The organism is Salinibacter sp. (assembly GCF_042218895.1).
Classification (GTDB): Bacteria; Bacteroidota; Rhodothermia; order Rhodothermales; family Salinibacteraceae; genus Salinibacter.
The window spans coordinates 1-17,032 of record NZ_JBDGQQ010000188.1 but is presented as its reverse complement, the minus strand read 5'-3'; the positions used below and the strand labels follow the sequence as shown (position 1 = coordinate 17,032).

At 63.3% G+C, this 17,032-nt stretch carries 19 protein-coding genes and 2 tRNA genes; 14 read left to right on the top strand and 7 right to left on the bottom strand.

All coding sequences use genetic code 11. The annotated features are described in order from the left end of the window. Positions 1 to 95 precede the first annotated feature (95 nt). The 5 genes from ABEL04_RS15320 to ruvX all read left to right on the top strand — a co-directional run bounded on the left by ABEL04_RS15320 (position 96) and on the right by ruvX (position 5,172). Positions 96 to 1,082, top strand: a complete 987-nt coding sequence (locus ABEL04_RS15320) for a DNA-directed RNA polymerase subunit alpha (protein WP_375803271.1) — start codon at positions 96 to 98, stop codon at positions 1,080 to 1,082. Between the two features lie 103 nt (positions 1,083 to 1,185). Continuing rightward, the gene (gene rplQ / locus ABEL04_RS15315; protein ID WP_375803270.1) at positions 1,186 to 1,809 is read left to right on the top strand and encodes a 50S ribosomal protein L17; all 624 of its coding nucleotides are present in this window, start codon (positions 1,186 to 1,188) and stop codon (positions 1,807 to 1,809) included. Between the two features lie 181 nt (positions 1,810 to 1,990). Next, positions 1,991 to 4,234: a RelA/SpoT family protein gene (locus tag ABEL04_RS15310; protein ID WP_375803269.1), complete on the top strand. Its 2,244-nt coding sequence runs from the start codon at positions 1,991 to 1,993 to the stop codon at positions 4,232 to 4,234. Between the two features lie 48 nt (positions 4,235 to 4,282). Then, the gene (locus ABEL04_RS15305) at positions 4,283 to 4,666 is read left to right on the top strand and encodes an HU family DNA-binding protein (RefSeq protein ID WP_375803268.1); all 384 of its coding nucleotides are present in this window, start codon (positions 4,283 to 4,285) and stop codon (positions 4,664 to 4,666) included. 74 nt (positions 4,667 to 4,740) lie between these two features. Beyond that, entirely contained in the window at positions 4,741 to 5,172 is a 432-nt protein-coding gene (gene ruvX, locus ABEL04_RS15300; protein ID WP_375803267.1) for a Holliday junction resolvase RuvX, read from the top strand. A gap of 7 nt (positions 5,173 to 5,179) precedes the next feature. On the opposite strand, the gene ABEL04_RS15295 is transcribed toward ruvX, so the two are convergent. After that, complete coding sequence (locus ABEL04_RS15295) at positions 5,180 to 6,226, bottom strand: DUF72 domain-containing protein (RefSeq protein ID WP_375803266.1); 1,047 nt, start codon at positions 6,224 to 6,226, stop codon at positions 5,180 to 5,182. Between the two features lie 49 nt (positions 6,227 to 6,275). After that, on the bottom strand, positions 6,276 to 6,812 hold the full coding sequence (locus ABEL04_RS15290) for an HIT domain-containing protein (RefSeq protein ID WP_375803265.1): 537 nt from the start codon (positions 6,810 to 6,812) through the stop codon (positions 6,276 to 6,278). Between the two features lie 168 nt (positions 6,813 to 6,980). Here ABEL04_RS15290 and ABEL04_RS15285 point away from each other — a divergent pair, with 168 nt between their 5' ends. From ABEL04_RS15285 to ABEL04_RS15270, 4 genes are all read left to right on the top strand, one after another. Beyond that, positions 6,981 to 7,814 carry a PHP domain-containing protein gene (locus tag ABEL04_RS15285; protein WP_375803264.1) on the top strand — a complete coding sequence of 278 codons (834 nt, stop codon included), beginning with the start codon at positions 6,981 to 6,983 and terminating at the stop codon, positions 7,812 to 7,814. A 46-nt stretch (positions 7,815 to 7,860) separates the two neighbouring features. After that, the gene (gene ribE, locus ABEL04_RS15280; protein ID WP_375803263.1) at positions 7,861 to 8,334 is read left to right on the top strand and encodes a 6,7-dimethyl-8-ribityllumazine synthase; all 474 of its coding nucleotides are present in this window, start codon (positions 7,861 to 7,863) and stop codon (positions 8,332 to 8,334) included. Between the two features lie 228 nt (positions 8,335 to 8,562). Beyond that, positions 8,563 to 8,636, top strand: a tRNA-His gene (locus tag ABEL04_RS15275). 47 nt (positions 8,637 to 8,683) lie between these two features. Then, positions 8,684 to 8,761: transfer RNA gene (locus tag ABEL04_RS15270), tRNA-Glu, on the top strand. 77 nt (positions 8,762 to 8,838) lie between these two features. Here ABEL04_RS15270 and ABEL04_RS15265 read toward each other — a convergent pair. Both ABEL04_RS15265 and ABEL04_RS15260 read right to left on the bottom strand, forming a co-directional pair. Beyond that, entirely contained in the window at positions 8,839 to 9,990 is a 1,152-nt protein-coding gene (locus ABEL04_RS15265; protein ID WP_375803262.1) for a DUF3524 domain-containing protein, read from the bottom strand. Between the two features lie 52 nt (positions 9,991 to 10,042). Then, positions 10,043 to 10,306, bottom strand: a complete 264-nt coding sequence (locus ABEL04_RS15260; RefSeq protein WP_375803261.1) for a hypothetical protein — start codon at positions 10,304 to 10,306, stop codon at positions 10,043 to 10,045. A 118-nt stretch (positions 10,307 to 10,424) separates the two neighbouring features. Here ABEL04_RS15260 and ABEL04_RS15255 point away from each other — a divergent pair, with 118 nt between their 5' ends. Then, positions 10,425 to 11,147 carry a ComF family protein gene (locus tag ABEL04_RS15255; RefSeq protein WP_375803260.1) on the top strand — a complete coding sequence of 241 codons (723 nt, stop codon included), beginning with the start codon at positions 10,425 to 10,427 and terminating at the stop codon, positions 11,145 to 11,147. Positions 11,148 to 11,219: 72 nt separating this feature from the next. Here ABEL04_RS15255 and msrA read toward each other — a convergent pair whose 3' ends face one another. Further along, positions 11,220 to 11,756, bottom strand: coding sequence for a peptide-methionine (S)-S-oxide reductase MsrA (msrA, locus tag ABEL04_RS15250; RefSeq protein ID WP_375803259.1), 537 nt, complete (start codon positions 11,754 to 11,756; stop codon positions 11,220 to 11,222). Positions 11,757 to 12,018: 262 nt separating this feature from the next. Between msrA and ndk the strand changes: the two genes are divergently transcribed. Beyond that, positions 12,019 to 12,441, top strand: a complete 423-nt coding sequence (gene ndk, locus ABEL04_RS15245; protein ID WP_375803299.1) for a nucleoside-diphosphate kinase — start codon at positions 12,019 to 12,021, stop codon at positions 12,439 to 12,441. A gap of 15 nt (positions 12,442 to 12,456) precedes the next feature. Then, positions 12,457 to 13,755 carry an exo-beta-N-acetylmuramidase NamZ domain-containing protein gene (locus tag ABEL04_RS15240; protein WP_375803258.1) on the top strand — a complete coding sequence of 433 codons (1,299 nt, stop codon included), beginning with the start codon at positions 12,457 to 12,459 and terminating at the stop codon, positions 13,753 to 13,755. Positions 13,756 to 13,764: 9 nt separating this feature from the next. Here ABEL04_RS15240 and ABEL04_RS15235 read toward each other — a convergent pair whose 3' ends face one another. Beyond that, positions 13,765 to 14,004 (bottom strand): DUF3098 domain-containing protein, encoded by a 240-nt coding sequence (locus ABEL04_RS15235; protein WP_375803257.1) that lies wholly within the window; start codon positions 14,002 to 14,004, stop codon positions 13,765 to 13,767. Between the two features lie 152 nt (positions 14,005 to 14,156). On the opposite strand from ABEL04_RS15235, the gene dacB reads away from it, so the two are divergent. Beyond that, a complete protein-coding gene (gene dacB, locus ABEL04_RS15230) occupies positions 14,157 to 15,605 on the top strand; it encodes a D-alanyl-D-alanine carboxypeptidase/D-alanyl-D-alanine-endopeptidase (RefSeq protein ID WP_375803256.1) in 1,449 nt (482 codons plus the stop codon). 55 nt (positions 15,606 to 15,660) lie between these two features. Beyond that, entirely contained in the window at positions 15,661 to 16,128 is a 468-nt protein-coding gene (gene mreD, locus ABEL04_RS15225; RefSeq protein WP_375803255.1) for a rod shape-determining protein MreD, read from the top strand. Positions 16,129 to 16,224: 96 nt separating this feature from the next. On the opposite strand, the gene dapA is transcribed toward mreD, so the two are convergent. Further along, positions 16,225 to 17,032 (bottom strand): 4-hydroxy-tetrahydrodipicolinate synthase (dapA, locus tag ABEL04_RS15220; RefSeq protein WP_375803254.1); only part of this gene is annotated, 808 nt, incomplete at its 5' end.

Below are 17,032 nucleotides of genomic sequence, written 5' to 3'. Positions count from 1 at the left end.
CGTCCCTGTCTCTCTGTGGGTATGCCCCGCGTAGTGCGGCGTGCCCACTCCTTTACGTGAATCCGCTACTCCCTGCAATTTGTTGATCCGAACGTATGAGCAACCACGGGCTTCAGATGCCGGAAGGCGTTCAAGTTGAAGAAGTGTCCGACTCCGAGGGGCAGTTCGCCATGGGCCCGCTTGAGCGAGGCTACGGTGTAACCATCGGCAATGCCCTTCGCCGGGTACTATTATCGTCCCTTCGGGGCCTCGCCATTACCGCCATCAAGATCGATGGCGTCCAGCACGAGTTCTCCACCATTCCCGGAGTGACGGAGGACGTGTCCGACATCATCTTGAATCTCAAAGAGGTCCGACTTGAGGCCGACGAAATGCAGGAGGGCCACCTGCACCTCAATCTTGAGGGACCCGGTAGCTGGACCGCCGCCGACATTGGCGAAGCCTCCCCAGAGTACGAGGTCCTCAACCCGGACCAGCACATTGCCACCATGGCCGAGGATGCGGTCATCAACGTGGACCTCCGCGTGGGGTATGGCCGGGGATACATCCCCTCCGAAGAGAACAAGCGAGAGGATGACCCGATCGGGGTTATCGCGATCGATTCGATCTTCACCCCGGTGAAGAATGTCAAGTACTCGGTGAAGCCCACACGCGTGGGGCAGAAGATCGACTACGAAGAGCTGTTCCTCGATGTGGAGACCGACGGGTCCCTGACCCCAGAGGAGGCAGTCACACAGGCCGCCTCGATCCTGCGGGATCACGTGAGCTTCTTCATCCAACTCGAAGAAGAGCCCGAGCCGGTCGTCGAGGAGCAGGAGGTCGACGAAGAGGTCAAGCGCATCCGCGAGCTGCTCGCACAGCCAGTAGACGAACTCGACCTGTCGGTCCGCTCCCACAACTGCCTCAAGGCTGCGAACATCAAGACGATTGGGGACCTGGTGCGCCGCGAGTCAGACGAAATGCTCAAGTTCCGAAACTTCGGACGCAAGTCTCTGCAGGAACTCGAGGAAGTGCTCGACGACCGGGGGCTTGAGTTTGGCATGGACGTCGAGGAGTACCTTGAGGAGCAGAAGACCTCGTAGACCGAGCGTCGTTCTGCGGGGAGGGGAATGCAAGGAGATTCATCTCCACGGCCCCTTCCGACCCTCACATCATGATTAGTCACTAGTCTTCGGAGATACCACGATGCGACACCGCAAGAAAGGAAAAAAGCTTGGGCGCACGTCGTCGCACCGCCAGCGCACGCTGCAGGCCCTGTCGAATGCGCTGATCGAGAACAAGCGCATCACGACGACCGTGGCGAAGGCCAAGGCGCTGCGTCCCTTCGTCGAGCCACTCATCACGCGGGCGAAGGAAGACACGCAGCACAACCGGCGCCAGGTGTTCCGGCACTTGCAGAACAATGACGCCGTCCAAGAGCTGTTCGGTGAGGTGTCCGATCGCGTCGGGGACCGACCGGGCGGTTACACCCGCATCATCAAGCTCGGCCAGCGCTCTGGGGATGGGGCCGAGCTTGCGATGATCGAGCTCGTGGACTACAACGACGTTCAGCCCACCGATACGGGCGGCAGCGGCTCCGGCGGAACCCGGCGGGGCAGCGGCAAGGGACGCCGTGACTCCGATACAGAGACAACGTCCGGCCCGGAGACGATAGAGGAGCAGGCCCCGGAGGCATCTGAGGCCGACGCTGCGGACGCCTCCACTGAGGCCGACGCGGCAGAGGACGATGAGCCGGCAGACGGTGAAGCCGGTGAGGGCAGCACGGATGAATCCTCCGATTCCAGCCCCGACAGCGAGAACCCTAAGTAGAAGGCTCGCTGCTGATTGAAGTCCACGTTTCGTCGCGGGAGACGCGGAGGCGTCGTGAGGTGCTCACGACGCCTTTTTCGATTTGAAGACGTGGGCTGGGCGGAGCCCCGCGACAGGAAACCTATGAAACCTCAAAAGTTTAAAGTCCACGTGCGCTCGCTAGTCTCAACATCTCCCATCTATGATCCAGGCGTCGGCCGTCCCCCAGAAGGGCGAGATCGACATCGATCCCCAGTATGAGCAGGAGCTTGAGGAGCTCCTGGCGTGCTGCCGGACACACCTCCCCGCCGTTGACGAGGACAGAATTCGCCGCGCGTTTCGCCTCAGTTACTGGGCCCATCGCAACGACTGGCGGGAGTCCGGGGAGCGGTATATCAGCCATCCACTTCGGGTGGCGACGATCGTGGCGCGGGACATTGGCCTCGATGACGTAAGCGTCGCGGCGGCGCTGCTCCACGACGTCGTAGAGGACACAGAGCTCTCGCTGGACCTGATCCGTGAGGAGTTTGGGGAGGAGATGGCCACCATAATCGACGGCCTCACGAAAATTGAGGGGGTGTTCGAGAGCCAGCAGCTCGGCCAGGCCGAGAACGTCCGCAAGCTCATGCTCTCGACGGCGTCGGACCTCCGGGTCATCCTCGTGAAGTTTGCGGACCGCCTCCACAACATGCGCACCATCGAGGCGCTCCCGAAGAAAAAACAACTTCAGAAGGCCAGCGAGACGAAGAAGCTCTTCGCCCCGCTCGCCCACCGATTCGGGCTGTTCACGATCAAGAGCGAGCTTGAGGACCTCTCGTTTAAAGTTCTTGACCCCGACGCCTACAGTCACATTGTGGAGCGGCTGGAAGAGATGGCCGAAAAGCGTGAAGATTATATCGAGCGATTCATCGAGCCGCTTGCGGGCCGTCTGGAAGAAGAGGGATACGAGTTCGAAATCAACGGGCGGGTCAAGAACGTCTACTCCATCCATCGCAAGATGGAGCGGAAAAATAAGCCGATCGACGAGATCTACGACATCTTCGCGATCCGGGTCATCCTCCAGAGCGAGGGCAAGGAAGGGAAAGAGGACTGCTGGCGGGTCTACTCGCTGGTCACGGATCTCTACAAGCCCCTCCCGGAGCGCTTCCGCGATTTCATCTCGGTGCCGAAGTCGAACGGCTACCAGAGCCTCCACACCACTGTGTTCGGGCCCGGGGGGCGCCGGGTCGAAGTGCAGATTCGGACACAGGAGATGCACGAGGTGGCCGAGCGGGGCGTGGCGGCGCACTGGAAGTACAAAGAGGGCACCGAGAACGTCGACGAGGAGATGGAACGCTTCCTGGAGTGGGTCCGGGACCTCCTCGAAAACCCAAAACCGGAGGAAGCCACCGAGTTTGTGAAGGAGTTTCGCCTCAACCTCTACGACGAGGAGATTTACGCCTTCACCCCTCAGGGCGACCTGCTAACGCTTCCCCAGGGCGCGACGCCGGTCGACTTTGCGTTCAAGGTGCACACGGAAGTGGGCATGCAGTGCATCGGAGCCAAGGTGGACGGCAAGATGGTGCCGCTCTCGCACGAGCTGAAGAGCGGGGACCAGGTCGAAATTATCACCTCCGAGGACCAGACGCCAAACCCCGACTGGACCAACTTCGTCGTCACGCACAAGGCCCGGAGCCGAATTCGGAAGTGGACGAACGAAGAGCGGCGCAAGGCTGTAGAGCTCGGCAAGGAGATCTGGGCCAAAGAGAAGGACCGGGCAGACCTTGAGATCAGCGACCAGGACCTACAGGGGGTGGCCCATGAACTCAAGTTTCCCGATCTCCAACAGCTCTTCTACGAGATCGGAAAAGGGCTCTACGAGCCGGACGAGCTGATCGACTACATCAAAGGAAATAACCAGGGCGGTGGAGAATCGGAAGACCAGGTCCCTGATGAGGAATCGCTCCAGGAGCAGTACGAGCAGTTCCTCGACGCGGCCCAGACCACGGACAACCAGACCCTCGTCGTCAACGGAGAAGTACAGGAGGACCTGGCGGTGAACTACGCGTCCTGCTGTAATCCCATCCCCGGCGATGAGGTATTCGGGTTTGTTAGCCGGACGGGCACGGTCAACATCCACCGCTCGAACTGCAGCAACGCATCGGATCTCCTCGTCAACCAGGCCGATCGCATCCTGGATGTCGACTGGAGCCACCAGAAGGACGTTCAGTTCGTCGCGGCGCTACGCCTGATGGGGGAGGACAGAGTTGGGATGGTGAACGACATCACGACGGTGATTTCCAAGAACCTGAAGACAAACATCCGGTCCCTAACTATCGACACCGAGGACGGCATTTTCTCCGGCACCATCATGCTTCACGTGTCGGACCTCGAGCATCTGCAGCGGCTCATCGATCGTCTGGAGCGCATCGACGGCATCCACGGCGTGTACCGCTTCAAGGAATAGCGGCTGCCGATTGCCTTCGTCGTTCTGCTAAGCATCCCCTTTCCAACCATGTCGGAGCGAACCGAAACTGCAACCAAGGAGGACGTGGCCCGCCGCGTGGCCGAGATGAGGGAGTGCCCCCTCTACGAGGCGAAGAAGCAGGTGCGATCCGTCCTCACGGCACTGGGCGACCTCATGATTGAGGCGGATCCGGAGCGCCGCATCGAGCTTCGCAACTTCGGGGTGTTCGAGATCAAGAAGACGAAGGCCAAGCCCACCGCCCGCAATCCGCAGACCAACGAGACGGTGTTCGTCCCGAGCCGGCGCAAGACGCTCTTCCGTCCCGGCAAGCGCATCCACGAAGTCCTGAAGACCCCTCTCCGTGAGCTCGGCTACGAAGTGCCCGACGGGAGTCTGGAAAAGGAAGATGAGGATCCGGGGGACGAGGAATAGCCACCGAGGCGCACCCGCGGACGAGCAGGGCGGCCCCAGAGGGGATCCGGAATGATCTGCCCACTTGAGTACCTGTGAGCGAACTCGAATCTCAGCCGCGCATCGTAGGGGTGGACGTGGGCACCAAGCGGGTCGGGGTGGCCGTGGCTGATCCGCTCGGTCTATTCGCCCAGGCACGCGGCACCTACGCGCCCGACGAGGCTCTTGAGACGCTACGCACGGTTCAGGACGAGAAAGGGATTGAACGGATTGTCGTAGGATGGCCCCTTACGGAAGAGGGAACGGAGGGAGAGGCAACGGACATGGTGCAGTCGTTTGTGGACCGTCTCCGGGAGGCCCTCGGCGAGGTGCAGGTGGTGCGGGAGGACGAGCGATACACCTCTGAGATCGCAAAGGATTTGCTCCGGCGGGCGGGGGTGAGCCAACCGGGCCGCTACGACAAAGGACGGGTCGACGCGGCCGCCGCCGCGGTAATTCTCCAGGGCCACCTCGACAGTCGGACGTAGAGGGGCCTCAGGACGAGTGCTGCCGCTCTTCTTCGTCGAGGATGCGGTGCGCGATGGTGCGGTTCAGGTCTGGTGCGTTGCCCCAGGCCCGATTGTTGGCGATTACGTTGAGTAGGGCGTTCTGGGAGGCCGCCCGGTACGCGAGAGCCGTGGTGTCGAGCACCATGTCGCGGGCCTGTTCGGTGTCGGCCAGCGCAGATTCGGGCTCGTCGAAGGGATAAGCCTTCGCGTAGGCCTCCGCGTACTTCATGTCGCGGGGCGTGAGGAGGCGCGCCACCACCTGCCCGTCCTTCGCCGTGAGGCGCTCGCCCGTCAGGGACCACTGCCTGCGAATGGCGGGCAGCCATGTCCAGTGGCTAAAGACGTGCCCAAGTCCCCGGGCCGCGAGCCAGTCGAAGTAGGACTCGGACAGGAGGTGCTCCGATCGGAGCTCGACGTGCGACTGAACCTCGTCGGGAATCGCATCGAAGAAGGCATCGAGCTGCTCAACGTTCTCTTCGGGGCTCGGGCTGTCGGCCACGCGCTGGTACTCCTGCTGGAAGATGACGCCGTCGAGCCGGTCGCCAAGAATGTCGAGCGCCGGTTCGAGGAACGTTTCTACGTAACCGTCCGCGTCGAGAAACCCGGGATTGTCGACAAACTGGCCGTCTCGCCGGATGCTCCGGGCGAAGAACTTCTGCGGGGCTTTGAGCAGGAAGGAGGCACTGCCGGGTGCGTGATCGGCGTAGTTGGAGAGGACGAAATAGTTCGATCCCGGCTCGTCGCCCTCCTCCAGGAGCGGACGGTAGAACGTGAAATCAATCTCCAGAACCTCGAAGTGCTCGAAGTAGTCGCGCACCGACTCGATAGGAACGCGCCGCTCCTCGAACGTTTCCCCCCCGAGCGTCCGCGAGCGGGTCGACACGCGATCCGCGTACCGGTCGGCCGGATAGATTTGCCCAATCCATCCCCCGTACCGGTCGCTTGCCGTGCCGAATCGAACGTTCGGGTGCACGTCCCGAAAGTCGTACGCGTCGATGGCGGAGCGGCGGTCCTGAATCGAAACAGTGCTCATAGAGGCGACAGCGAGAAGAGTCCATGATGCGTTCGATAGGCGGCGAGCGCTAAGCGGCCTCGGAACCTGTGTTTTCCGTTGAGTCGCGTGAGGACGCGTCCATCGCGGCCCGGAGTTTGCCGTATGTCGTTTGCAGGTCTTCAGGGAGCACCTTCGTGTTCGCCGTCGTGGGCATGAAGTTGGTGTCGCCCTCCCAGCGCGGGACGATGTGGACGTGGAGGTGCTCAGGAATGCCGGCCCCAGCCGCCCGTCCCAAGTTCATTCCGATGTTGAAGCCGTCGGGGGAGAGGGCCTCCCGAATCCATCCCATGCAGCGGTCGATGGTGGCGGCGATGGCCTGCTGTTCGGTCGTCGTCAGGGCATCGTACTGCTTGACCTCCTGGTAAGGCACGATGAGCAGGTGGCCGTTGTTGTACGGGTGCCGGTTCATGATGACGAACACGTGTTTGCCCCGCCAGAGGATTAGGTTCTCCTCGTCGGTTTCTTCGTTGAGCAACTGTGTGAACAACGAGACGTCGTCGGCGAGAGCTCGTTCTTTGGCCTCGGAGACGTAGGCCGAGCGCCAGGGACTCCACATGCGATCCATCGGCCAAAACCTATGCTTCGAGAAAGCGGACCAAAACGCGTCACTGGTTTTCTTGAACTCAACCGACGAGGTGCGGTTCGATGGCTCTCGGGGTTGTAGGAAGCCAAAGAGAACGGGACGATCGGCGGGAAAGGGATCCAGACATACGAGCGCGGACGACCACGACTCATGCAGCACGAGACCGTACACGCGGACCTCCATGCCCACACGTGCTACTCCGACGGGACACTCCCGCCCGCAGGGCTCGTCGAGCGGGCCGCGGAGCGGGGGGTGGAGGTGCTCGCCATCACCGACCACGATACGACGGATGGGCTCGAGGAGGCCCGGGAGGCAGCCCAGGAATGGGAGATCCAATTGGTCCCGGGCGTCGAGCTCAGCGTGGAGGCGAAAGACCGTCCGGTCCACGTGCTCGGGTATGGATTCAATCCTACCCACGCAGCCATCGAGGACTATCTCTCGGCCTTCACTCAGCGGAGGCAAGCGCGCTTCGACCGGATGGTTCAGTGCCTTTCGGACTCGGGGGTCCAGATTGCGTCCCACGTCGTCGACCGTCACGTCGAGCAGAGTTCAGCCCCCGGACGGCCGCACCTCGCGCGGGCGCTGGCGGACGAAGGACACGTTGATAGCTATCAGGCCGCCTTCGATGAGTACCTCGGAAGGGATCGGCCCGCGTACGTCCCGGCCCCCGCTTGTCCCGCGGGAGAAGCGATCGAGGCCCTCCACGCGGCCGGAGGCGTTGCGGTCGTTGCGCATCCTGGACAATGGATGCCTGGGAGGATCCTTCGATTCCTGCGCAATCAGGGACTCGACGGCATTGAGTGCAGGGCCCCAAGCCATCCCAACTACCTCGTCGACTACTACCAGAGCATCTGCCGCTCGCACCGTCTACTGGTCACAGGGGGATCGGACTACCACGGCAATCCCGACGCTGAGGAAACGGATCTCGGCACGGTAGGCCTGACGCAAGCCCAGTGGGAACGATTCCGGGCGGCGATTGCGTAACAGCGGCGTCCACGCTCAACTCACTCCCTCGCTTGTCGTCTCGCCGATGCCCACCCACCTCGAAGGGAATCTCACCGCCGATGGACACCGCTTTGCCATCGTCGTCGGTCGCTTTAATGAGCACATTACCGAGAATCTGCTGGACGGGGCCCTCGACACCCTAGAACGCCACGGAGCCGACCTAGATGACGTGACGGTGGCCCACGTGCCGGGCTCGTGGGAGATTCCCGTTGCGGCACAGAAGTGCGCCCGCACCGGCGACTTCGACGCGGTGATCTGCCTCGGGGCCGTCATTCGGGGAGAAACCCCGCACTTCGACTATGTCTGCTCCGGTGCAACCAGCGGAACGATGCAGGCATCGCTCGACACGGAAGTGCCCGTCGTGTTCGGCATTCTCACTACCGACACGGTCGACCAGGCGGTAGAACGCGCCGGGTCCAAGGGCGGCAACAAGGGCCGTGAGGCCGCGGCGGCCGCTATTGAGATGGCAAGCCTGATGGCACAGATTGATCGTTTCTAGCGTAGCGCTGTGCAGGAGGTGCTGATGGTGTCCGCTGCCGGGCGTCCGGATGCGTGAGGAACGGTGCGTAACGACCCACATGGTTCCTGAACCGCGCTTCAGCCCGACGAAGAGGGGTCCACGGAAAGTTCACGGTGGAGGCCGGGGCGCTACCGGTTCGGCGCGAAACGTATCGGCGAGGCTGTTCGTCCGAAAAAGGCGAAGCGACACTGGTCACCCGCGCACTTGGTGGGTGTAGCTCAGTTGGTTAGAGCGCCAGGTTGTGGTCCTGGAGGTCGTGGGTTCAAATCCCACCACTCACCCTCTTTCACGGCCCGGATCGCTTCTCCGATCCGGGCCGATGTTTTATGCCGCGTTCGTCTAGCCTGGTCCAGGACGCCGGCCTTTCACGCCGGTAACACGGGTTCGAATCCCGTACGCGGCACCATTCTCCACCGCACCGACGCTCCGGAGCAGAGCGCCTCCGGAGCTTTCCTTTTTGCGGGAGGGGCGCCGTCCATACGTCTACACCGGGGCAAGCGCCTGCTCCGCCACGGTTTCGAACAGTTCGTCGTACTGCTTGGCGTGCCGAGACCAATCCAGTGACTCCGGCATCTGGCGCAGCGTTTCGGGCGGAAGGGGACGCTCCTCCCGCTCCAGAATGGACCGCAGGATCCGGAAGAGTTCGTCCTGGTCGTCGTAGAGCACCGGGGCGTGCAGGAGGGGACGGTGGTGTGTCTCGGGGACCAGCTCGGGGTAGCTGAGCCGATTGGGGAGCACGGGATGACAGCCACAGTAGATGGCTTCCTGAACGGCCACGCCGAAAAACTCGTGGCGCGCCGTCGAAACGACCACGTCGGCCCGGTGCAGCAGTCGGCTGTACGCGTCGAAGTCCTCGACGTACCCGTAGTGTAGAATGCGCTCAGCGTAGCGCTCGAAGGCCTGCTCAAACTCCTCGGGCTGTTCGTGGAAGTGCCTTCCGGCCAAGATGAGTTGGAACGGCACGCCGGCATCGTCGAGCCGGTTCATCATCTGGAAGAACGCGGACGGATTTTTGTCGTACTCCCACCGTTGATTCCAGAGCACGATGGGTGGCGCTGTGCCGCGGGGCGTGCGCTGAGTGCGCGGGCCCTGATAGTCGTCGTGGGCCGCAAGGTCGATGCCGGGATGGAGCACCGTGCTCTGGTCGCGGATGTCGCGGACGGTGCGCATGTTGGTGAAGTCCGGAAAGTCGCGTAGCAGCTGTGGCAGCGCCTCCACGAACTCGTCGAAGTGGGATTGCGAACTGAAGACGACCCGGTCGGCCGCGAGGGCGGACAGGTAGTTCGTGATGGCGTAGGCCCGCTCCCGCTCCTCGCCAGGGGGCCGTGGATAGGTAAGCTGATTTTCGTGGAAGTAAAAGACCACCGGCACGTCGTCGAGGTGCGGGCGGGACAAGGCAAGGAGGGCTGGCAGATTGACCATGTCCGTCGCAAAGACAAGGTCGGGCTCAACCCCCTCGTCCACGGCCGATTGCACCTTCTGGGCCAGCGTCACCCCGCCACCTTCCATCCGCCACCGCCAGAAGCGTCCCGGCATCGTGAGGGGGTGGATCTCGTGCGCACTGTGCTCAACGAGCCCATCGAGAAAACGACGACGGGCCTCGCTGTACCACGGTTCGAGGGCGAGAATCTGCATCGGCGTCGCGACCAGAAAGTGAGAAGAAAACCGGCAGGGGAAGCAGTGCTCGTCACGAGCGGTCCTCGAGTCGCCCGCAGGGAACCTCGTCCTCCGCTGCAGTCGACAGGCGGACGATGGAGACGGACCGTTTGTGGAGGGCCTCCCGAAGCCCTAGGTCCTGCACCCCGTCTGGAGTAATGGGACCTCCCGCCTGAACCGCGTCGGCCCCGGTCAGGCATGAGGGCTCCACAGTCGTGAGGATGCGTGGTTGAGCGTTGAGGAACGCGCGGCGCCCGCCTGCCTGACCCCGGTCCGGCAGAGAGCATTTCTTCATCTTGAAACCACACCCGAGCGCGCACACAATAACAAACGAGGATGCCCAAGACGCCCGTATTTTATCAAAAACTGTCCCGTCCGGCACCAGGTCGGTGGTCTGGCCCGGCGAGCTTCTTATGTCCCCACGCCTTCGAGCATTTCAATCCGCCGTCGCGCAGGTGCTGCGCGACCTCGGCCGCGGGCTACTCGACATCATCTATCCCCCGCGGTGTCTCGGCTGCGGGGCCCGTCCCGAGTCGCCTTACCTACCGCTCTGTCCACGGTGCCTCCAATCGCTCGAGCGGGCCCCCGACACGGGCGTGGCCGCGCGTCTCGATCGTCTGGCGACGGGCGGTGAGGTCTTCAACGGAACCCTGGCCCTGTGGGTATTCGACGAGGGGGGAACCCTCCAGGCCGTCCAGCACGCGTTGAAGTACGGGAATCGACCGCGCTACGGCGTGCCCCTCGGGCGCCTGATGGGACAGGCCTTCGCAGAAAAGTATCCTTCACCCGACGGGGTCGTGCCGATTCCCCTCCACACCACACGCCGGCTCGAGCGCGGCTACAACCAAAGCGCCACGCTCGCGGAGGGGGCGGCGGACGCACTGGACTGCGCTCACCGCCCCGACCTCCTGGACCGTCCCCATCCTACCCGTTCGCAAACAGGTCTGTCCCGGGAAGAACGGTGGCGCAACGTGCAGGACGCGTTCGCGGCGGCCCCGGAGTGTGCCGGAGGGCAGTGGCTACTGGTCGACGATGTTCTCACGACGGGCTCGACGACCGTCGCGGCGGCGCAGACGCTCGACGAGGCGGGGGCCGACACGCTCTACCTGGCGACGCTCGGCCTCGCCCGGCAGTAGGCAGCAGCTGCGAATGTGGGACCCCGGACATCGAGAACCGCCTCGGATTCTCGGTCGAAGCTCACCATTTCGTCACTGGAGCCGCTCAGCGTGTTTCTCGCGGAGCTTGGACACCTTCGGCGAGATGACAGCCTGGCAGTAGGGCAGCGACGAGTTGCGCTCGTAATAGTTCTGATGCTTGTCCTCGGCCCGGTAGAACGTGTCCAGGGGTTCGACCTCCGTAACGATCGAGTCGTCAAAGACCCCCTCTGCCTCCAGGTCGTCGATGAGGGCCTCGGCCGTCTGCTTCTGGTCGGCGTCGTGGTAGAGGATAATGGAGCGGTACTGGGGACCGATGTCGGCGCCTTCCCGGTCTTTGGTCGTCGGATTGTGGATCGTAAAGAAGATCTCTAGGAGGTCGCGGTAGCCGATCACGGACGGGTCGTACGTCAGCTGTACAACCTCGGCGTGGCCTGTAGTACCGTTGCAGACCTGGCGGTAGGAAGGATTGGGGACGTGGCCGCCGGCATACCCGGACACGATGTCCGAAACGCCGCCTACCTCTTCGTAAACGGCCTCGAGGCACCAGAAGCAGCCGCCCCCAAGGGTGGCTTTTCGTTGATTCGGCACGAGCTGGGAAGGTGTTTGGACAGGATAACTGTGCTTCCAAACGCGCGCCCCGAACGCCTGTTGCCGCGTTCCGCGGAGTCGAGGGCCCGAATGGCGAACTCGTTACGGGCGTGTACGGGGGGCCGGTGTCGGAAGCATGGGAGAGCGGATTCACGAACGACTAACACCAGTGGGGACGCAAAGAATCGTGGAGATCGTAGGTTTGGACGTTGCTTCCTCCACCGCTTTCCTGAAACACTGATTCGCGCTCCAACCCATGGCCATCGAACGTACGCTCGCAATCCTTAAGCCCGACTGCGTCCGGAAGCGAAAAGTCGGGGAAGTCCTCCGACGCATCCAGGAGGCCGGGTTTCGGCTCCGAGCGATGAAAATGGTCACGATGTCGAAGACGGAGGCGGAGGGCTTCTACGCCGTCCACGAGGACAAGCCCTTCTTCGACGACCTCACCGACTTCATGTCGAGTGGGCCGTGCGTGCCCATCGTGCTGGAGAAAGAGAACGCCATCGCCGACTTCCGGGCTCTCATCGGGGCAACTGATCCGGAGGAGGCCGAGAACGGCACCATCCGGAGCGATTTTGCGGACTCCATCCAGGAAAACATCGTCCACGGATCCGACTCGCCCTCGAACGGGGAGAAAGAAGCGGCCTACTTTTTTCCGGAGCATGAGATCGTCGCCAATCAATAGGTCCCGCCCAGCCCCATGTCGCGTTCTCAATTCGTAGAGCAGATTGTCCGGTGGGGGACACGCGCACTCCTCCTGGGGGGGATTGGAGTCACGTTGCTTGCTGGCTGTCAGACAGAGCGGCCCGACAGTCCGGTTCGGCCGGGGGCTGAGGTGCTCGCGAACAACGAGTTTGACGCGCTGTCCGGGCAACGGGTCGGGGTGATCGTCAACCACACGGCCCGCGTCGACACGTCGCACCTCGTTGACCGCCTCGCCCGGGCCCCGACCGTGGAACTGGGGGCGATCTTTGCCCCCGAGCACGGCCTCCGGGGCAGTGCGGGGGCTGGAGAGGCCGTGACGGACGGGCGGGACCAGCGGACCGGCACCCCGGTCTACAGCCTCTACGACGACACGCGCCGTCCTACGCCGGAGGAGATAGAGGGGCTAGACGCGCTCGTGTTCGACGTACAGGCCGTCGGTGCGCGGTTCTACACCTACATCACCACCATGGGGCTGGGGATGCAGGCCGCCGCCAAAGCGGGGCTCCGGTTCGTCGTGCTCGACCGTCCAAACCCGCTCGGGGGCATGTACACCTCCGGATTCGTCCTAGAGCCTGAGCATGAGTCGTTCGTCGGGCGCTATCCCATCCCGATCGCCTACGGGATGACGATTGGGGAGCTGGCCCGTTACGTGCGGGGCGAGGGCCTGCTCCCAGGGGTCGACTCGCTTGACCTGACCGTGGTGCCCGTCGAGGGCTGGCGCCGCACCATGCAATGGCCCGACACGGGACTGGAGTGGATCCCCCCGAGCCCCAACCTGCCCACCTGGGAGACAGCATTGCTCTACCCCGGGATGTGCTTCTTCGAGGGGGTACGCGTCAGCGAAGGACGCGGAACGAACCGTCCCTTCCTCCAGATTGGTGCTCCCTGGTCACCCGAGGCCGCCCGGCAGGTGGTGAAAACGCTTCGGGCCGAGGACCTGTCCGGAATTGCGGTGGACACGGTTGCGTTCACACCCCATTCTATGCCTCGCGCAGCGCCCTCCCCGCGCTTCGAAGGGGAACGAGTCTACGGCTTCGAACTGGACGTGACCGACCGAGGCGCTGTCGATCCGCTCGCCGTGGGCGTCCACGCCCTCCATGCCATGTACCAGCAGGCGCAGACCCGGGGCGACACAACCTTTGTGAGCCGACCCAAACACCTTACCCGCCTGGCCGGTACCGACCGTCTCCTGAAGCTTCTTCGAGCGGGAGCCCCGCCGGATACCATTATCGCCGCCTGGGAAGAAGGGGTGGACGCCTTTCAGAAGCGGCGCTCCCCTTACCTCCTGTACTGAAGAAAGGCCCTACTCCTCTCCATCGGGTTCCTCATCGCTGGGCGACCACAGGAGCGCATAAACAATCTCTGCGTACCCGCCCACGATTACGATGGGCGCGATGTAGAGGGAAATGAAGCCTTTGTAGGCCCCCTCCAGATACATCGCCGTGAAGCCGGCAACGATGAGAAATACCCCGATGAGCAAAAGGATGTAGTTGCGCCTCCTAAAGACGAGCGCACCAGATCCTTGCTGTTTGGACGTAGGCATGCGCTGAACCTCGTGGAACTACGATGCGGACAGAATGCTGAGTTGACCTGTCTTGGCGGAGGACCGTGGATGATCTCTACAGGACAATCCCGGAAACTGTGGACGATTGTAGAAGGTTCCAGCCGTTGTCGCCTGTCGCACTGATGCTACCGATGCCCGTGACGTGTCGCCGGACCGGTCCCGTGGTCGCGCTGTGCCTTTTACTCGGGTCGTTTCTGGTGAGCAGCACGGCTGCCCAGCCGCTAGGGGACCGGATTAATGAGCTGCTCCGGCACCGGCAGGTCGAGCGCGCCTTCTGGGGGGTGTGTGTTTACGATCTCGAGCGCGACAGCGTGCTGTTCAGTCGGAATGCCCGGCGCCTATTCCTCCCAGCCTCCAACCAGAAGCTTCTCACGACCACCGCGGCCCTCGACCTCCTGGGTGGGACCTACCGATACGAAACGACGCTCGCCTTCCGAGGGACGACGCGGGACTCGGTCCTGCGGGGAGACCTCATTCTTAGGGGATCGGGGGCGCCCACGTTCGGGAGCACTGCGATCCGAGGAGACAACGACCCGCTGCGAGACTGGGCCCAGCGGCTCGCCCGAATGGGGGTGCGCCGCGTCGAGGGGCGCCTGATTGGAGATGATGAGGCGTTCAGCGACCGGCTCTACCCCGATGGATGGAACGTGCGCTACCTGACTCGCCAGAAGGGAAAGCAAATCGGCATCAGCAGCGGCGGTCTAAGCTACCGCGACAACAGGGTCTCGGTGAAGATCCGGGCTACGCGTCCCGGACGGCCGCCCCGTGTTCGTTTCACTCCCGCCGGGACCGTAGACCTCGAAAACCAGGCGACCACGAGCGAGCGATGGCGCGGAAGCACCCTCCGAATCACCCGAACCTTCTCGACCAATAAAATCGTGCTGAGGGGATCGGTGGCCCGGTCCTACGAAGGCATCCGGAACGTCCCGGTGAGCAATCCGACGACCTTCACGCTCCACGCGTTTCGGCAGTACCTCCGCGATGCCGGCATTGAGACGGCCCTCGAACTCGCAGAGGTCGATTCCCTCGCGGGAAGATCCGAGAGCGGACGACCGCTGTTCGTTGAGTTGTCCCCCCCGCTGTCTGAGATCGTACAGATCACCAACAAGCGCAGTAATAACTTCTACGCCGAGCAGGTCTTCCGGACGTACGGGTGGGGAGGGACCATCGAAGGAGGGGCCAAGCGCACGAAAACGTTTCTCCAACGGGCGGGCATCAACCCCGAGAATCTTTCAGTCAGCGATGGCTCGGGGCTTTCCCGCAAGGACCTCGTAACGCCCCGGGCGATGATGAAGCTTCTCGTCCACATGGATGAGCATCCAGCCCGGGAGGTGTTTCTCTCCTCATTGCCCCGCGGCGGAGAGCGCAACACAACCCTTGATTCTCGCCTCGCCGGAATATCTGTGCGCGCAAAGACCGGTTCCCTCGCCTCTGTCCGGGCCTTAAGCGGATACGTCGAGCGCCCGGACGGCACGCGGGTCGCGTTTGCCATGTTTGCCAACAACTACCCCGGCCCATCCTACCAGATCACCCAGACGATGGACGAGGTGGTTCGCCTCCTGGCGTCTCCGCCGTCGTGAACCCCCCGTCTCCCAATCCTGACGCCTCCTCTCTCGACTCGCAGGGCGCCTACGCATGTCCCGTGCCGCACGCCGTCTCCTCGCCGCCGCCGGAGTCTTTGGGCTCCAATGGTTGATCGTGGGGCGGCTGCGCATCTACGGCGCCTATCCGGATGCCGTCCTCCTCTTCCTGTGCTGGTACGCCCTTCGGGAGGGGCGCCGCCGCGGCATGCTGATTGGCTTTGGCCTCGGTCTGGCCATGGACGTAGCCTACGGCACGTGGGGCACCCAGGTGTTCGTGAAAACGCTGATCGGCTTTCTGGTCGGGCAGTTTCCCGTCGAAGAGCGTGCCTCCCTCGTAATTCGGCCGCAACAGGCCTTGCTGGGGGGAGGAGTGGTTGCCCTTCTGCACAACGGCCTCCTCGTAGGGCTTCTGGCGCTGCAGACGCAGGCCACAACCGAGTTTCTCCTCCTTGGGCTGTGGATCGGCTCGGCCCTCTACACGGCCGTTGTGGGAGCCATTGTGGCCCTCTTCGCGCAGTGAGCCCGGTCAGGTGTCGATATTCTGCGCGAGCCGGGGGCGCGCCCGCCCTCCATGCCGCGGACGGCCCGGTGAGGGGGGCGCGTGCTCCTCACGGCACTACACCGTCACGTCCAGAAACTCGCCAAAGGCCGACAGCACGCGCTGCCGCACGGGGGCCCGCTCGTCCATCGGGGTGAGGGGCAGGCGCACGTGGGGCTCGATCCAGCCGAGTGCCGCGCATACGTCTTTGATGGGAACCGGATTGGTTTCCAGAAAGCAGGCCCGCATGGCGGGGAGCAGCTCAAAGTGGCGTTCGCGGGCCGTAGCGAGATCACCCGCCAGCCCGGCGTCCACGAGCTGGCAGAAGAGCTCCGGCAGGGCGTTGCTAATGACCGAGACGGTTCCGTCGCCGCCCATGGCGAGCAAGGGAAGCGTCATCTCATCGTCGCCGGCGTAGACGGCAAAGTCGTCCGGCCGGTGAGCGAGGATCTCGCCAATCTGCTCCAGGTCGCCGGAGGCCTCCTTCACGCCGACGACCTGGGGGACCTCCTCCGCCAGGTGGAGGGTGGTCTCGGGGGCGACGTTGAAGCTCGTGCGGCCGGGCACGTTGTAGAGAATAATGGGCGCGTCGGCCGCCTCAGCAATCGTCTCCACGTGCGCCGTGAAGCCGTTCTGCGAGGGCTTGTTGTAGTAGGGCCCCACCACGAGGAGTCCGTCGGCCCCGGCTTCAACGGCCTCCTCCGAGAACGCGACGCTCTCCTCAGTATTGTTGGTGCCCGTCCCGACGATGACAGGTACACGCCCGTCCGCCGCGTCCACAGCAAGGTCCACGATTTGGTGCCGTTCCGCCTCGGTAATCGTTGGGTTTTCCCCGGTTGTGCCCAGCACGACGAGGGCCGAGACCCCGCCGTCGATTTGAATATCG

What these genes read in the sequence shown, in the direction of transcription:
- dacB (WP_375803256.1), top strand. Translation starts at nt 14,157, where the DNA reads ATGCCCGTGACGTGTCGCCGGACCGGTCCCGTGGTCGCGCTGTGCCTT.
- mreD (WP_375803255.1), top strand. Translation starts at nt 15,661, where the DNA reads ATGTCCCGTGCCGCACGCCGTCTCCTCGCCGCCGCCGGAGTCTTTGGG.
- ABEL04_RS15310 (WP_375803269.1), top strand. Translation starts at nt 1,991, where the DNA reads ATGATCCAGGCGTCGGCCGTCCCCCAGAAGGGCGAGATCGACATCGAT.
- ABEL04_RS15265 (WP_375803262.1), bottom strand. Translation starts at nt 9,990, where the DNA reads ATGCAGATTCTCGCCCTCGAACCGTGGTACAGCGAGGCCCGTCGTCGT.
- ABEL04_RS15290 (WP_375803265.1), bottom strand. Translation starts at nt 6,812, where the DNA reads ATGGATCGCATGTGGAGTCCCTGGCGCTCGGCCTACGTCTCCGAGGCC.
- ABEL04_RS15260 (WP_375803261.1), bottom strand. Translation starts at nt 10,306, where the DNA reads ATGAAGAAATGCTCTCTGCCGGACCGGGGTCAGGCAGGCGGGCGCCGC.
- ABEL04_RS15285 (WP_375803264.1), top strand. Translation starts at nt 6,981, where the DNA reads ATGCAGCACGAGACCGTACACGCGGACCTCCATGCCCACACGTGCTAC.
- ribE (WP_375803263.1), top strand. Translation starts at nt 7,861, where the DNA reads ATGCCCACCCACCTCGAAGGGAATCTCACCGCCGATGGACACCGCTTT.
- rplQ (WP_375803270.1), top strand. Translation starts at nt 1,186, where the DNA reads ATGCGACACCGCAAGAAAGGAAAAAAGCTTGGGCGCACGTCGTCGCAC.
- ABEL04_RS15240 (WP_375803258.1), top strand. Translation starts at nt 12,457, where the DNA reads ATGTCGCGTTCTCAATTCGTAGAGCAGATTGTCCGGTGGGGGACACGC.
- ABEL04_RS15305 (WP_375803268.1), top strand. Translation starts at nt 4,283, where the DNA reads ATGTCGGAGCGAACCGAAACTGCAACCAAGGAGGACGTGGCCCGCCGC.
- ABEL04_RS15295 (WP_375803266.1), bottom strand. Translation starts at nt 6,226, where the DNA reads ATGAGCACTGTTTCGATTCAGGACCGCCGCTCCGCCATCGACGCGTAC.
- ABEL04_RS15235 (WP_375803257.1), bottom strand. Translation starts at nt 14,004, where the DNA reads ATGCCTACGTCCAAACAGCAAGGATCTGGTGCGCTCGTCTTTAGGAGG.
- ABEL04_RS15255 (WP_375803260.1), top strand. Translation starts at nt 10,425, where the DNA reads ATGTCCCCACGCCTTCGAGCATTTCAATCCGCCGTCGCGCAGGTGCTG.
- ABEL04_RS15320 (WP_375803271.1), top strand. Translation starts at nt 96, where the DNA reads ATGAGCAACCACGGGCTTCAGATGCCGGAAGGCGTTCAAGTTGAAGAA.